The organism is Noviherbaspirillum agri (assembly GCF_054780595.1).
Window position 1 is genome coordinate 500,463 of record NZ_BAAGWA010000003.1, and the last position, 12,740, is coordinate 513,202.

Annotated in this window: 17 protein-coding genes and 1 tRNA gene; 9 read left to right on the forward strand and 9 right to left on the reverse strand. The window is 60.4% G+C overall.

Annotation, left to right across the window (positions count from 1 at the left end; genetic code table 11):
- Positions 1 to 150 precede the first annotated feature (150 nt).
- On the forward strand, positions 151 to 1,218 hold the full coding sequence (locus tag ACYVIA_RS07765; RefSeq protein WP_460839536.1) for a porin: 1,068 nt from the start codon (positions 151 to 153) through the stop codon (positions 1,216 to 1,218).
- 85 nt (positions 1,219 to 1,303) lie between these two features.
- On the opposite strand, the gene ACYVIA_RS07770 is transcribed toward ACYVIA_RS07765, so the two are convergent.
- The gene (locus ACYVIA_RS07770) at positions 1,304 to 1,573 is read right to left on the reverse strand and encodes a hypothetical protein (protein ID WP_460839538.1); all 270 of its coding nucleotides are present in this window, start codon (positions 1,571 to 1,573) and stop codon (positions 1,304 to 1,306) included.
- Positions 1,574 to 2,009: 436 nt separating this feature from the next.
- Between ACYVIA_RS07770 and ACYVIA_RS07775 the strand changes: the two genes are divergently transcribed.
- The 4 genes from ACYVIA_RS07775 (at position 2,010) to ACYVIA_RS07790 (ending at position 3,823) form a co-directional block, all read left to right on the forward strand.
- Entirely contained in the window at positions 2,010 to 2,693 is a 684-nt protein-coding gene (locus ACYVIA_RS07775) for an SDR family oxidoreductase (protein ID WP_460839540.1), read from the forward strand.
- Positions 2,694 to 2,714: 21 nt separating this feature from the next.
- On the forward strand, positions 2,715 to 2,924 hold the full coding sequence (locus ACYVIA_RS07780; protein WP_460839542.1) for a SlyX family protein: 210 nt from the start codon (positions 2,715 to 2,717) through the stop codon (positions 2,922 to 2,924).
- Positions 2,925 to 2,928: 4 nt separating this feature from the next.
- A complete protein-coding gene (locus ACYVIA_RS07785; protein WP_460839544.1) occupies positions 2,929 to 3,264 on the forward strand; it encodes a DUF2288 domain-containing protein in 336 nt (111 codons plus the stop codon).
- Between the two features lie 124 nt (positions 3,265 to 3,388).
- Positions 3,389 to 3,823 carry a hypothetical protein gene (locus ACYVIA_RS07790; RefSeq protein WP_460839546.1) on the forward strand — a complete coding sequence of 145 codons (435 nt, stop codon included), beginning with the start codon at positions 3,389 to 3,391 and terminating at the stop codon, positions 3,821 to 3,823.
- Between the two features lie 9 nt (positions 3,824 to 3,832).
- Here ACYVIA_RS07790 and ACYVIA_RS07795 read toward each other — a convergent pair whose 3' ends face one another.
- Genes ACYVIA_RS07795 through ACYVIA_RS07805 form a run of 3 tightly spaced genes read right to left on the reverse strand, consistent with a single transcriptional unit; the run spans position 3,833 to position 5,507 of the window.
- Entirely contained in the window at positions 3,833 to 4,741 is a 909-nt protein-coding gene (locus ACYVIA_RS07795; RefSeq protein ID WP_460839548.1) for an NAD(P)/FAD-dependent oxidoreductase, read from the reverse strand.
- Positions 4,742 to 4,794: 53 nt separating this feature from the next.
- The gene (locus ACYVIA_RS07800; RefSeq protein WP_460839550.1) at positions 4,795 to 5,226 is read right to left on the reverse strand and encodes a hypothetical protein; all 432 of its coding nucleotides are present in this window, start codon (positions 5,224 to 5,226) and stop codon (positions 4,795 to 4,797) included.
- Positions 5,223 to 5,507, reverse strand: a complete 285-nt coding sequence (locus ACYVIA_RS07805) for a hypothetical protein (RefSeq protein ID WP_460839732.1) — start codon at positions 5,505 to 5,507, stop codon at positions 5,223 to 5,225. The genes ACYVIA_RS07800 and ACYVIA_RS07805 overlap by 4 nt, the downstream gene beginning before the upstream one ends.
- Between ACYVIA_RS07805 and dinB the strand changes: the two genes are divergently transcribed.
- A complete protein-coding gene (gene dinB, locus ACYVIA_RS07810; RefSeq protein WP_460839552.1) occupies positions 5,478 to 6,563 on the forward strand; it encodes a DNA polymerase IV in 1,086 nt (361 codons plus the stop codon). The genes ACYVIA_RS07805 and dinB overlap by 30 nt on opposite strands.
- Before the next feature lie 67 nt (positions 6,564 to 6,630).
- Positions 6,631 to 7,554 (forward strand): recombination-associated protein RdgC, encoded by a 924-nt coding sequence (locus tag ACYVIA_RS07815; protein ID WP_460839553.1) that lies wholly within the window; start codon positions 6,631 to 6,633, stop codon positions 7,552 to 7,554.
- A gap of 108 nt (positions 7,555 to 7,662) precedes the next feature.
- Here the strand turns inward: ACYVIA_RS07815 and ACYVIA_RS07820 are convergent.
- Positions 7,663 to 7,739, reverse strand: a tRNA-Asp gene (locus ACYVIA_RS07820).
- A 281-nt stretch (positions 7,740 to 8,020) separates the two neighbouring features.
- On the opposite strand from ACYVIA_RS07820, the gene pip reads away from it, so the two are divergent.
- A complete protein-coding gene (gene pip / locus ACYVIA_RS07825) occupies positions 8,021 to 8,992 on the forward strand; it encodes a prolyl aminopeptidase (RefSeq protein ID WP_460839554.1) in 972 nt (323 codons plus the stop codon).
- A 25-nt stretch (positions 8,993 to 9,017) separates the two neighbouring features.
- On the opposite strand, the gene ACYVIA_RS07830 is transcribed toward pip, so the two are convergent.
- The gene (locus ACYVIA_RS07830) at positions 9,018 to 9,548 is read right to left on the reverse strand and encodes an SRPBCC family protein (protein ID WP_460839556.1); all 531 of its coding nucleotides are present in this window, start codon (positions 9,546 to 9,548) and stop codon (positions 9,018 to 9,020) included.
- Positions 9,549 to 9,786: 238 nt separating this feature from the next.
- Here ACYVIA_RS07830 and ACYVIA_RS07835 point away from each other — a divergent pair, with 238 nt between their 5' ends.
- Positions 9,787 to 10,284, forward strand: coding sequence for an energy transducer TonB (locus tag ACYVIA_RS07835; protein WP_460839730.1), 498 nt, complete (start codon positions 9,787 to 9,789; stop codon positions 10,282 to 10,284).
- An 83-nt stretch (positions 10,285 to 10,367) separates the two neighbouring features.
- Here ACYVIA_RS07835 and ACYVIA_RS07840 read toward each other — a convergent pair whose 3' ends face one another.
- The 3 genes from ACYVIA_RS07840 to ACYVIA_RS07850 all read right to left on the reverse strand — a co-directional run bounded on the left by ACYVIA_RS07840 (position 10,368) and on the right by ACYVIA_RS07850 (position 12,376).
- Positions 10,368 to 11,480, reverse strand: coding sequence for an ABC transporter substrate-binding protein (locus tag ACYVIA_RS07840; RefSeq protein WP_460839558.1), 1,113 nt, complete (start codon positions 11,478 to 11,480; stop codon positions 10,368 to 10,370).
- A gap of 272 nt (positions 11,481 to 11,752) precedes the next feature.
- Positions 11,753 to 11,986, reverse strand: coding sequence for a hypothetical protein (locus tag ACYVIA_RS07845; protein ID WP_460839559.1), 234 nt, complete (start codon positions 11,984 to 11,986; stop codon positions 11,753 to 11,755).
- Between the two features lie 9 nt (positions 11,987 to 11,995).
- The gene (locus ACYVIA_RS07850) at positions 11,996 to 12,376 is read right to left on the reverse strand and encodes a hypothetical protein (protein WP_460839561.1); all 381 of its coding nucleotides are present in this window, start codon (positions 12,374 to 12,376) and stop codon (positions 11,996 to 11,998) included.
- Between the last annotated feature and the right edge of the window lie 364 nt (positions 12,377 to 12,740).

The following is a 12,740-nucleotide window of genomic DNA, read 5'->3' on the forward strand; positions in this document are numbered from 1 at the left end:
GCGTGTGGCAGAGCGTCATGACAATGAGTCGTCAGTCTTCAGTTCGCTTGCGACAATAACGCGCAGCCTTTGAAGGCCGCGCGGGTATGCATCGGCTCCGTCCGGAGCGGTAGTTCCAGGTTTGGTTAATCAACTATTGGAAGGTCAAAAATGAAAAAATCACTTCTCGCACTTGCTGTACTGGGCGCATTCGCGGGTACAGCTTCCGCACAAACTGCTGTCACGATTTATGGCGTTGTTGACGCCGGCTATCGATTTGAGAAAAACACTCTCGGAACGGACGGCGAAAAACTGCATCGTCTTCAGAGCGGCCAACAGTCTGGCAGCCGTCTGGGTTTCAAGGGTACTGAGGATTTAGGCGGTGGATTACAGGGAATCTTCACCCTTGAGAATGGTTTTTCCATTGACGACGGCAGACTAGGACAAGGTAGTCGACTGTTCGGCCGTCAGGCATGGGTCGGACTCAATGGGGGATTTGGCTCGGTCAAACTTGGCCGTCAGCAAACACCGTTGTATTACGCACTCAACGCAGTTGATCCTTTTGGCATCAACCTTGCTGGTAACGCACAAAACTTCTTCGCTTATGGTTTATACGCACTGGATCCATTGAGCCGTACTGACAACACCATCAACTATACAACCCCGAACTTGGGCGGCTTTACGGGCACGGTCTCTTATGGTTTCGGTGAGGTGGCAGGTGACACAACGGCTCGCCGTCAGACTGCTGCCGGCTTAGCCTATGTAAACGGTCCGCTTAACGTTCAGGTCGCCTACCACAAAGCTAACGATGCTGATTTGACCAGCGCTACGGATACTGCGATTGGCGCAGTCCGTGGAGTATTTGGTGCCACGCCTGATGTGCGAACGGCATTTGTTGGCGCAACGTTCGACTTTGGCGTGGCGAAGGCTCATGCCGCATACGCGGACAGCAAAGCGGAAACTACTGCTGAAATCGACAACCGTAACTTGATGCTCGGTGTCTCCGCACCGATCGGGCCTGGCACGGTAATGGCCTCATATAATCGCAATGACTTGCGCGACATTGACGAGGGCGCTACTGACCACTATGCAATTGGTTATAGTCATGCTGTATCCAAGCGAACGAACCTATACACTTCGTTCGGCTATACGAAGAATGATGATGGGGTAGCTTTGAATGCGTACCGGGCAGGCGAAAGCAGCCGCCTGTTCAATGTCGGTGTTCGCCACACCTTCTAACAACCGGCACCAGCGTCTTCATCCGTAACGGTAAAAGGCGCGCCATCCAAGGCGCGCCTTTTACTTTGATGCAGCGACTCCGCAGTTATTTGTCCTCGCTACCACGCTTTCCCAGCTGCTTCTCAAACGCAGCATCGTGTTTGCTGATCTTCGCTTTTTTCTGCGGACCGGTCTGGTTGACCAGTTCCACAAATTCATCCAGCGGCAGATCAGCGCTGATTTTTTCCGGCCGGCTTCCCGGTGCAATGCGCAGGAGATGAAACAGGCCGCTTGCACCGATTCCAAGCGAATATCGATAGCTGCTGTCACGCGTATTGAGTCGTGCGATCGCGGCACTGGCTTTGGTAGATCTCATGGCGATTCCTTGTCGAAGCTGTGCGGCCCGGGTTTCGGGCGTATGCACTCATCATAGTGCAGCAGGGATCGGCCTGCATCGGCTGCTTGCGTTGCATTCATCCCTTAAGCGAAATGCGCCCGACGCAGGCAAGACCCAGTTTGCATCGAAGTCAGTATGCGTCACCCGCATGCCGGTATCCGTTGCTGCCGCAGCGGAGCCGTTGGGGCGGCCGCGATAGAAGAAGGTCATCGCGCAGTTCCACACGAGCGCACCATGGGCCCGCATGCGTGACTGCAAGTCCAGCTGGCAACGATCCCTCGCCACGGTTTGTACATTGGTGCCGCGTCGCGCTCTGGCCGTACAATAGCGCCTGCCTTGCCGGCGCCCGATTGCCGTTCCGCGCGGACAGTACAGGCGATACCGGAAAAGAAAAACCTACCTGACCAGGAAGACAATGACCGCACTGGACCTGACCGGCAAACGCGTGCTCGTGACGCAAGCCGCCACCTTCATGGGCCCCGCCTTGTGTGAGGTCTTCACCGAACTCGGCGCCGACGTCATTGCCGACGAAAGGGAACTCACCGATCCGGCGTTGCCGGAAGCGATCGTGAAAGCGGCCGGCCATGTCGATGCCTTGCTGATCAATCTCGCCATCCCTGCACCGACGACACCCGCTGCGCAGGTAGCCGACGACGAATGGCGCATGGCTTTCGAACATATGGTCGATCCGCTGCCGCGCCTGGTGCGCGCCGTGCTGCCGCAGATGGTGCAGCGGCGCTCCGGCAAGATCCTGCTGCTTGGGAGTGCTTCCGCCCTGCGCGGCATGAAGCGCACCTCCACTTACAGTGCAGCCCGCGGTGCGCAGCTTGCGTACATCCAGTCCGTCGGCGTGGAAGTCGCGCAGCACAATGTGCAGGTCAATGCGATTGCGCAGAATTTCGTCGAGAATCCGACCTACTTTCCGCCCGAAGTGCAGGCCAATCCCGCCTTCCAGGAACGCCTCAAGCGCGAGGTGCCGCTGGGCCGGCTGGTCGCACAGCGCGAAGATGCGATGTTCGCCGCCTACCTGTGCAGCGACGCAGCGAACTGCTTCGTCGGACAGGTATTTCCTGTCTGCGGCGGCTGGGTCGCGCGCTAACACACTTGAAAGGGAGCACAGATGACACATGATGATCGGCTGGTTGATATCGAGATCAAGATCGCGCGCCAGGAAGACCTGGTCGACACACTGAACCGCACGCTGTACGAGCAGCAGAAAAAAATCGACGAGCTCGAAGCGCTTTGCACCGCTTTGGCGCGTCATATCAAGGAAATGCGGGAAGCCTCCACCGAGCGCGGTCCCGCCAACGAAAAACCGCCACACTATTGAACCGATGAACGAGAACTACGAAGAAGGCGATCTGCTCCGCGCCAAACTGAACGGAGAAACCTCGCGCCTGCCATGGAAAGAACTGGAACGCTTTTTCGCCGCGGGTATCATCATCGCGGTCCGCAACGAACTGGACCTGGTGGAAGTCGCCACCCGCATTGCCTCCGATGACAAGAACGCCGTCGCGCAATGGCTTGCCGACGGCAGCATCAGCCGGGTCAATGATGAACAGGCGCTTGCCTGGCATGATGCCGATGCGTCGCTGTGGACCGTCGTCGTCAAGCCTTGGATCCTGGTGCAGCAGGAAAAGACACCGGCCGCACCGAGAAACATGCATTAAGGTTGCCAGCATAGCGTTGCCGAAAGCTGACAAGCCACGTGCTTGCACCGGCTTTTTGCGCAAGCGTGTCGAGCGCCGGCATGCACGCCGTTAGAATGGTGCCTCCGCATCACATCACACCGCCATGTCAACACGAAACTCCCGCGACCGCTGGTCTGCCTTCACTGTTGGTGCCGCGTTGGTCATCCTTGCCGTGGGCTTTGCCTTGGCCTGGTTTTACATGCAATACCGGGAAAGACTGAGCGCGGAAGTGAGCTTCCTGATGCTGCCGCCGATTGCCATCAGCCATAGCGGGCACTCGATGTCGGCTACCGTCGCCGTGCAGACCAGCGCTGCAGATGCCGGCTGGGCCGCGGACAACAAGCGTGTGCTGGAACAGGTGGTCAAGCGGGTACTGATGGATGCCGACCCGCAGAAAGTCGCCGGTGCGCCGACCGCGCCGGCAGGCTTGGACGCGCTCCAGAAAACCTTGCGCGACGCGAGCAATGCCGAGCTGCAGACGACCCGGGTGCAGGACATGCTGCTGACGGAATTCCTCGTCTCCGAAGGTGATTTTTAATCAATCCTTCTACATTCGCAGCCGATTGTGAATGGCGGTTGCCGCGACCGCCGCTTGTCCCATGGCGACGGCGATCTGGTTCAGCCCGGCCACCACGTCACCCGCGGCATACAAGCCATCCACCGCTGTCTGCTGGTGGGCGTCGACCAGCAGGTCGCCCTTGTCGCCGCATGCTGCACCCAGTTTTCGCGCCAGCCCGGAATTGACTTGCGTGCCCAGCGCGAAGTACACCACATCAAACCTCAGACGGTTCCCGTCGCGCAGTTGCAGGTACATGGTCTCGTCGCTATCGTAGGCCAGCAGCGCGACCGGCTCGGCGACGACGTCGATGCGCGCGGCGCGCATCTTCTCCTGTTCGTCCGCCGTGAGGCGGATCGGTTCTTCGATCGACAGCAGGCTCAGCGAATCGGCGAAATGCCTTACGAACAAGGCTTCGCCCATGCCACCCTTGCCCCAGCCAACGACCGCCACCCGCTTGCCGATCGCCTCGAAGCCGTCGCACACCGGGCAATAGCGCACACATCCGGCAGCGACTGCACGTTTCAGGTCGGGAAAGAGCGGGGCGATATCCACGACGCCGGTGGCGAGGATGACGGAGCGCGCATGCCATTGCATCAGGCCCGACACCGCGACGAAGGTGCCGTCGGCCAGCTTGTCGATCCGGTCGACGGTGCAGGTGGCAATGTCAGCGCCGTAGCGTGCTGCCTGTTCGCGCAGGCGCACCAGGAGGTCTTCGCCATGCACGCCCCCCGCAAAGCCGGGAAAGTTGTGCGAGGTGGGAATCCACAGCATGCGGCTGGCGCCGGCATCGAGCACCTGTATCTGCCGCCGGAAGCGCGCAAGGTAAGTTGCAGCGGTGAGGCCTGCCGCACCCGCCCCGATGATCACGCAGTCAAGAAGGGGAGAGGGGGCAGGCAAGCGGACTCCTTTCGTTCAGCGGCTTTTTCGTTGCGCACGAGTCGGGGAGAAAGTCAGCGACGGGACTGATTTCGGTTGGGATGACGCGTGCGCGGCGACAGTTCATCCCGCATGCCGTAGTCGGGCATGCCTTCATCGTCGGCATACATTTGGTCGATGCGGTCGACATCGATGTCTGCGCCCATTTCGATGTCCGAGTCGCGGCCGGCTGTGCCCACTTCGCCGGTGCCGCGGGCATCGGTATCGCTGTCGAGCTCCGCGTCGCCAATGTCCGGGCCAGCGCTGCGGTCGCGGCGCCCGCTGTCCGGGTCTTCATTCGTGCCCTTGTCGAGGCCGATGTCGGCTTCGGACGCCCACCGCAGCCCACCCTGCACATCGCTGCCGGTGTCGGAAATGTCGCTCGGCCCGAGTGCGTCGGTGCCATGTCCCTGGGTAAGCTTGCGATCCGGTTCCGGAATGTTTTCCGGATCCAAAGTACTTGTCATGATGTACTCCTGAAACACTGTTGAAGAAGGTGCAATCCCCGATGGTCATGCCGAGCTGCGGCAGTGCCCATCCTGACAACCGGCAGCAATATCCGTGCCGCCAACGATGGCAGGGAAATGCCATGGCAGAAGGGCTTGTTTTGTAAATTCTCCTGCGGCTGCGGCAAAACTTGCGTAGCGCCGACTTGCACGCGGACATACAGGTCCAGCGCGCCGTACAATGCCTGCTTCCCTGTTTTGTTGTTGCTGTCGTGAGCGTGCCGCTTCGAAAAATCATCCATTGCGACTGCGATTGCTTTTATGCAGCAGTGGAAATGCGCGACGATCCCAGCCTGCGCGGGCGACCGCTGGCCGTTGGCGGCCGCCCCGACCAGCGCGGCGTGGTCGCCACCTGCAACTACGAGGCGCGGCGCTACGGCATACGCTCGGCCATGGCCACATCGCAGGCGCTGCAGCGTTGCCCCGATCTGATCGTGCTGCCGCCGGCAATGGACAAGTACCGCGCGGCGTCGAAGCAGATTCTCGCGATTTACCGCGACTACACCGATCTCGTCGAGCCGCTGTCGCTGGACGAGGCTTATCTCGATGTCACCGATTCTCCGCACTGCAAGGGTAGTGCAACGCTGATCGCGCAGGAGATCCGCACGCGTATTGCCGACACGGTCGGCATCACCGCGTCGGCCGGCATCGCGCCGAACAAGTTCCTTGCCAAGATTGCCAGCGACTGGAACAAGCCCAACGGCCAGTTCGTGATCCGTCCGCAGGACGTCGACGCGTTTGTCGCCGAACTGCCGGTTGACAAGTTGTTCGGCGTCGGCAAGGTCACCGCGAAGAAACTCAACAAGCTCGGTGCGTTTATCTGCGCCGATCTGCGCCAGTGGAGCATTCCGGAGCTGCAGCATCACTTCGGCAAATTCGGCGGCGAGCTCTATGGTTTGTGTCGCGGCATCGACCGCCGTATGGTGAGCCCCAGTCGTGAACGCAAATCGGTCAGCGTCGAAGAAACCTATGTCACCGACCTGCCCGACCTTGCGGCCTGCCTGCGCGAGCTGCCGCCGCTGATCGACTACCTGAAGCAGCGCATCGCCCGCGCGCAGGCGGAACGCCACATCCGCAAGCTGTTCGTAAAGATCCGCTTCGACGATTTCCGGCGCACCACCGCCGAGTGCGTGAGCGCGACGCTCGACGAAACACTGTGCCGCACCCTGCTGGAAGCTGCGCATCGCCGCAGTGGGCGCCCGGTGCGGCTGCTTGGCGTCGGCGTACGTGTGGAAGACGAGGAGGATGTCAACCAGCTTGGGCTGTTTGGTGAGGAAACAACAGTTGTATCAGGCTGAAACTCGGCACTGACGCTGCACATCACGGCAGGTAAAATGGCGCCTCGCATTTTTTCAGGGGCGCAATATGTGGTTCAAGAATCTCCAGATCTATCGTCTCACCGCGCCGTGGACGATGACTTCCGAACAACTCGAAGCCAGTCTCGCGCCGCAGGCGTTTGCTGCGTGCGGCAATCTCGACATGCAGACACAGGGCTGGGTTCCGCCGCGTCCGTACAAGGACGGTACCGGCCCGCTGGTGCACACCGTCAACCGCCAGTTGCTGCTGCAGCTGTCCACCGAAAAGAAACTGCTGCCGTCGACCGTCATCAACCAGGTCACGAAGGCGCGCGCCGCCGAGATCGAGGAGCAGCAGGGCTTCAAGCCCGGCCGCAAGCAGATGAAGGAACTCAAGGAGCAGGTCACGGACGAACTGCTGCCGCGCGCATTCAGCGTCCAGCGCAGCACGCGCGTGTGGATCGATCCGGTCAACGGCTGGCTGGTCGTCGATGCCGCCAGCCCGGCAAAAGCCGATGAAGTGTTCAAGCTGCTGCTGAAATCGCTTGAGACGCTGCCGTTTGCATCGCTGCACACCGAGCGCTCGCCGCAGTCGGCCATGACCGATTGGCTCGCCGCCGACGAGGCGCCAGCGGGCTTCACCGTCGACCAGGACACCGAGCTGCGCGCCACGGGCGAGGGCAAGGCGACCGTGCGCTATGTGCGCCACACGCTGGAACCGGAAGACGTGCGTCGCCATATCGAATCCGGCAAGCAGTGCACGCGCCTGGCGATGACGTGGAGTGACCGCGTGTCCTTCGTGCTGACAGAAACGCTCGCGGTCAAGCGCGTCGCGCCGCTGGATGTGCTGAAGGAAAACACCGATTCGACCATGCAGAACGAGGACGAGCGTTTCGATGGCGACTTCGCACTGATGACCGGCGAACTGGCCAAGCTGATCGGCGACCTCGTGCAGGCGCTGGGCGGGGAAGAGCAGCAGAAGAAGGCTGCCTGATACAAGAGAGGGAAGCGGTCGCTGCGGCGGCTGCTTCCAGTTGTTCCGGGTACGTCGGAACGTACAGGCGAAAAAAAAGACGAGCCAAACGGTTCGTCTTTTTTGTTTTGGCGGAGCGGACGGGGCTCGAACCCGCGACCCCCGGCGTGACAGGCCGGTATTCTAACCAACTGAACTACCGCTCCAAAACCGGTAATGCGCGACGTTTGTCACAACGTCTGAAGGGGGCGAAGTCTACAGGAAATTTTTGCGTTTGGCTAGTGCGGAGCGTGTTATGCACTCCAGAAGGTGCTGGAAGCCGCCATAATAGGCCGTCTGCTGCGTTGTGACTCCTTGTCGTAACCGGTTACTGCCGCGTCGTCATGCCTTGCATCTGGCCCATTCTGACGACTACCAGGTGCCTCCTGGAGTCCAGAACACTCTCCTGGCTCAAAATGGCTACGTGCACACCCTCTAAGCTACCGCGATGACCGACCTGATAACCGAACTCAAGCTGTTCCCGCCGATCGAGCCCTACCGCCACGGCATGTTGCCGCTCGACGCCATCCACACGATGTACTGGGAGGAATGCGGCAATCCGGATGGCGTGCCGGTGCTGTTCCTGCATGGCGGCCCGGGTGGTGGCTTGTCGCCACGGCATCGGCGTTTTTTCGACCCGGCGTATTACCGTATCGTGCTGTTCGACCAGCGCGGCGCCGGCCAGTCGACGCCGCTCGGTGAATACCACAACAACACGACGCAACTGCTGATCGACGACATCGAGCGCCTGCGTGAGCTGTTGAATATCGAGCAATGGCTGGTGTTTGGCGGTTCCTGGGGCTCGACGCTGGCGCTGGCCTATGGGCAGGCGCATCCGCACCGCTGCCTTGGCTTCATCCTGCGCGGCATCTTCCTGTGCACGCCGGCCGAGATCGACTGGTTCCTGCATGGCATACGCTGGTTTTTCCCGGAAGCCCATGACGATTTCCTCGCGCCGATTCCGCTCGAGGAGCGCCGTGATCTGCTGCACGCCTATGCGCGGCGTCTGTTCAGCGACGATCCGGAAGTCTATTTGCCCGCCGCACGCAGCTGGAGCCGCTACGAGGGCCGCTGCCTGTTCCTCGAGCCGGATCCGGAGGCGATCGACGACTTCAGCAGCGATGCCGTCAGCCTTGGCATCGGCCGGCTGGAGGCGCATTACTTCCTGCATGAAGGTTTCCTGCCCAACGACCGGCTGATCTGCAACATCGACCGCATCCGTCACCTGCCTGCCATCATCGTGCAGGGGCGCTACGACGTGGTGTGCCCGCCGGCGACCGCATTCCGTCTCCATGCGGCATGGCCCGAGGCGCGGCTGCAGGTCATCGGCGATGCGGGGCACTCTGCTGCCGAGCCGGGCATTGCTACGGCGCTGGTGGCAGCGACGGAGCAATTCAGGGTGCATCGCCGCTTTGACTGAGTGTGCGGCGCTGCCTCGCTTCAAGCTAATGCACGTTGCGCCGCTCGATTTCCCGTATCACTGCTTCGACCATGCTCTTCACATTGGCCTGGATGAGCGCATCGCCGACGATGGGCGGCAGCGGGAAATCCGGTTCCATCGCGCCGAGCAGCGCAATGCGCGTGCCTTCGTCGCCCGGCTGCGCCACCGGCTCCAATTCCCATCGCGCCCGGTAATGCCGCATGTCGCCGGACAGCCGTTCGACGTTCAACATGGAATAGGGCTGCTCTTCGATGCGCACCACCATGCGCACCGTATGCACGAGGAACAGGACGGCTGTCTGGCTTTTCTGCTCGATGATCGCTTCATTCGTGTCGCGCGACAGAATCTTCGATGACACCAGGTCCGGCACGAATTCATCCAGCCTCTCGTAATCCGTCAGCACATTCCACGCCTGCTGCAGCGTGGCACGCGCGATTCCCGCAGCCTGCACTTCGAAGAACGACTGGCCGTTTTTCCGGACACGGCTGGCGGCGGCATGGACATGCCGGTGATTGGTGCTTCCTCGCAAGTGCATGGGACGGCTCCATGAAATACAACATTGATAACGACAGGACAGGAAAACGCATTTCTGTAGGTTAGAAGAGACACGTGCGGATGCAAGGTTGAGGTTTGTTTGTAACGGTGAGTAAGATTGCTTCTCGGCATGAATCCTGCAAATTATGTTGGTAGCGGGAAGTTGCCCATAGGAAATTCTTATTCTGCATGGACGTCGTTGTTTCTTGGGATGTCCAGCCAATTCAACGGAGACCTTCATCATGTACATCAGAATCGCAGCACTTGCGGTGGCAGCAGCAGGCATTCTTGCGGGCTGTGCAACGCGCACTGCCGATACGCCAGTCGAGAAACCGGTGGAAAAAACCGCCAAGTCAAAAGTCGAACTGCCGACCGGGCCGCTGTCCAGCGCCAAGAGCCTGGACGACTACAAGCGCGAGCTCGCCCTGCGTATCTCGTCGGTGAACTCGAAAAAGGTGTACCCGGGACGTCCGCAGGCGCTGCTGCGTTCGGTCGTGGTGCTGCGTTATTCCATCGATGAGGGCGGCAACCTGGTTCGCAGCGAAATCATGCGCTCCAACCGCGATTCGGAAACCGAATCGATCGCATTGGCCAGCCTGCGCAGCGCAGCGCCGTTCCCGCGGCCGGCTTCGCATCTCGTGCGCGGCGGCCGGCTCGAAGTTTCCGAGACCTGGCTGTTCAACAATGACGGGCGCTTCCAGCTGCGCACGATCGCGCAACCGCAGATGGATCGATAACAGGCCGCAAACGCTACAGCGCCCAAGGCTCAGCCTGCGGCGCTTGCTACCTCTTCAGGCGCCCGCAAGCGGGCGCCTTTTCATTACCGCAGGAACCGTCCGTCCTTCGAAATCACGGTCAGCTCGATGTAGCGATGGCCGAGGTGGCTGGTCTTCGAGAAGTTGAGCGCCACACCGTCGTAGTCGATCCGGCCCATCGTCTCGAAGGCGTCGATCAGCTTTTCACGTGACAGGTCGCGCCCGGCGCGCCGGAGACCGTCGACGAAAACCTTCGCATTGATGAAGCCGAGTATCGAGGCGAACGACCAGTTCTTCACGCCCATTTCCTTCGTCACCTTCTGATACTCCTGCACCACGCGGTTGGTGGCAGAGAACGGGAATGGCGCGGTCTGCGACACCACCACGCCGACACCTTCCGGCCCGAGCGCCTTGACCGCGGCCTGCGACGCCATCACGGACAAGGCAAAGTACTGCATGCCCACTGCGCGCTTGTTGTAGGCCTTGATGAAATCGGATGAAGACTTGCCCGCCGTGATCAGCAGGATCGCCTGCGGAGCCGCCTTGAGCAGCGCATCGGCGGCCTTGTCGGCATCGACGCCGGTGCTCTCGATGCTGGCGGTGCCGACAAGGTTCATCTTGCGCGCCGCAGTCAGACGTTCCAGGTTGGCGGCGCCTTCCTTGCCGAAGGCATTGTTCTGGTACACCGCCGCCACTTTCATCAGGCCGCGCACATGCAGGTGCTCCAGGATCTTGTCGATCTCGTCCGCATAGCTCGGGGTGATGTTGAACACGAGTCGGTTGAACGGCACGCGCACCATGTCCGAGCCGGTAATCGGCGCGAAGTTCGGCACGCGTGCCGACTCGATGATCGGCATGATCGCCACATTGGCCGGTGTGCCGAGCACGCCGAACAGCGACAGCACCTGCTCCTTCTGGATCAGGTGCTTCACGTTCTCGACCGCCTTTTCGGTGTTGTAACCGTCGTCCAGCGTGACCAGCCTGATCTTGCGGCCATGCACGCCGCCATGCAGGTTCACGTAGTCGAAGTAGGCTTTCGAACCGGTCGATACCTCCTGCCCGAGCTCTGCCAGCGGGCCGGTCAGTGCGGCGGACTGGCCGAGAACAATCTCGGTGGGAGTGACGCCTTGTGCGTGAACATGAATTTGCAGCGCCAGCCCGGCAAGCAGCGCGGCCATACGAAAAATGCGTCTTGGTTCCAAGATCAGTGCCTCATTGTGTTGTTGTTTAAAAAGATGCCGGCCGAGTATGAAAACTTGTTGTCGTCAAGGAAAGTACAATGTTGCCCAAAGACAACGACTGGCTAATCGCGAAAGTGATCTGCAGAGGCGGGAAAACGGCGACAGGGAGAAGGCGAGGCGGCGCGGGCCGTGGCGCACCGGCGGTAGGCGGGGATTTCGACTGCTACTGTGCCGCTTACACTTTATTACATTGTCAATTCGCTTGAGATTCAAGGGCTTGTCGAGTTTTCAATCTTCTGCGGCCTCATATTGGCCAGCTTTGCTGAACATGCTGGTCTGCTTTGCGTCCAAGCTTCTGCATGTTTTTCACTCAAGGAGTTTGTGATGACGTTGAAATCTACAGTGCGAGCCTTGTCTTTCCTCATGGTCGCGTCGGTATCTTCGGTTGCCTTCGCCCAAGGCTCCGGATCAGTCAACAGCGCCACCTCGGCTTCCCAGCCCATGCCGCAGGATCAGGGAAGCGCAATGCCTTCCGGCAAAGCCGGCCCAGTCGACACCTCGCCCGCAGCCAGCACCGACTTGCCATCGGGCGCGACACGTTCGGGCGCCAGTCCCTCTGCCGTCTCCACACCAACCGATACCTCCGGCTCGTCGACCTCCGGAAGTAGCGCATCCGACGGCTCTTCCGATGCTGGCAGCACCGGCGCTTCAGGTTCGGATCCGGCTGCCGCCGCCTCCGGCGCCTCACCTGCGCCGACGCCTGCCGGCTCCGATGCGAGCCCGGAGAACAAGCCAAAAGCCAGCCAGTCCGGCACGTCGTCCGACGATACATCGGGATCGTCGACGAGTAGCGGTGCTTCCGGCGATACAGCCTCGCCTTCATCGAGCGGCAAGTAAGAAAGTCACTGAGTAAACAACGGTGCGACACGGCGGCCTGTGGGCCGCTGTTTTTTTGCCTTCGTGCTGCGCGGTGAGGCGAGGCGATGAACCGCCGTCATCAAAGCAGTAGCACTTTTGCTTCTGTAAAGGCGCAAGTTGCAAGAACATTACGCACATTAATTGCGTCGATTGTTGGATTGCTGAAACACTTTTAGACAAAATGAGGCATCGGTCGGCGAATGTAAGTCATGCGACAGTGTTGCTTCCTAGAATTCACTAGGATCAAGGAGCGGAAATACGACGCTGCGAGCATCCACCAGATGCAGTGCAGGGCAGACGCTGCTCCGCCTGTTTTCCTGTGAATGCCCACGGAGCTCA

Excerpts from the sequence above, each read along its gene's own strand:
- ACYVIA_RS07765 (WP_460839536.1), top strand. The coding sequence starts at position 151 with ATGAAAAAATCACTTCTCGCACTTGCTGTACTGGGCGCATTCGCGGGT.
- ACYVIA_RS07770 (WP_460839538.1), bottom strand. The coding sequence starts at position 1,573 with ATGAGATCTACCAAAGCCAGTGCCGCGATCGCACGACTCAATACGCGT.
- ACYVIA_RS07775 (WP_460839540.1), top strand. The coding sequence starts at position 2,010 with ATGACCGCACTGGACCTGACCGGCAAACGCGTGCTCGTGACGCAAGCC.
- ACYVIA_RS07780 (WP_460839542.1), top strand. The coding sequence starts at position 2,715 with ATGACACATGATGATCGGCTGGTTGATATCGAGATCAAGATCGCGCGC.
- ACYVIA_RS07785 (WP_460839544.1), top strand. The coding sequence starts at position 2,929 with ATGAACGAGAACTACGAAGAAGGCGATCTGCTCCGCGCCAAACTGAAC.
- ACYVIA_RS07790 (WP_460839546.1), top strand. The coding sequence starts at position 3,389 with ATGTCAACACGAAACTCCCGCGACCGCTGGTCTGCCTTCACTGTTGGT.
- ACYVIA_RS07800 (WP_460839550.1), bottom strand. The coding sequence starts at position 5,226 with ATGACAAGTACTTTGGATCCGGAAAACATTCCGGAACCGGATCGCAAG.
- ACYVIA_RS07805 (WP_460839732.1), bottom strand. The coding sequence starts at position 5,507 with ATGGATGATTTTTCGAAGCGGCACGCTCACGACAGCAACAACAAAACA.
- ACYVIA_RS07815 (WP_460839553.1), top strand. The coding sequence starts at position 6,631 with ATGTGGTTCAAGAATCTCCAGATCTATCGTCTCACCGCGCCGTGGACG.
- pip (WP_460839554.1), top strand. The coding sequence starts at position 8,021 with ATGACCGACCTGATAACCGAACTCAAGCTGTTCCCGCCGATCGAGCCC.
- ACYVIA_RS07830 (WP_460839556.1), bottom strand. The coding sequence starts at position 9,548 with ATGCACTTGCGAGGAAGCACCAATCACCGGCATGTCCATGCCGCCGCC.
- ACYVIA_RS07840 (WP_460839558.1), bottom strand. The coding sequence starts at position 11,480 with ATGGCCGCGCTGCTTGCCGGGCTGGCGCTGCAAATTCATGTTCACGCA.
- ACYVIA_RS07845 (WP_460839559.1), bottom strand. The coding sequence starts at position 11,986 with ATGGGCTGGGAAGCCGAGGTGGCGCTGTTGACTGATCCGGAGCCTTGG.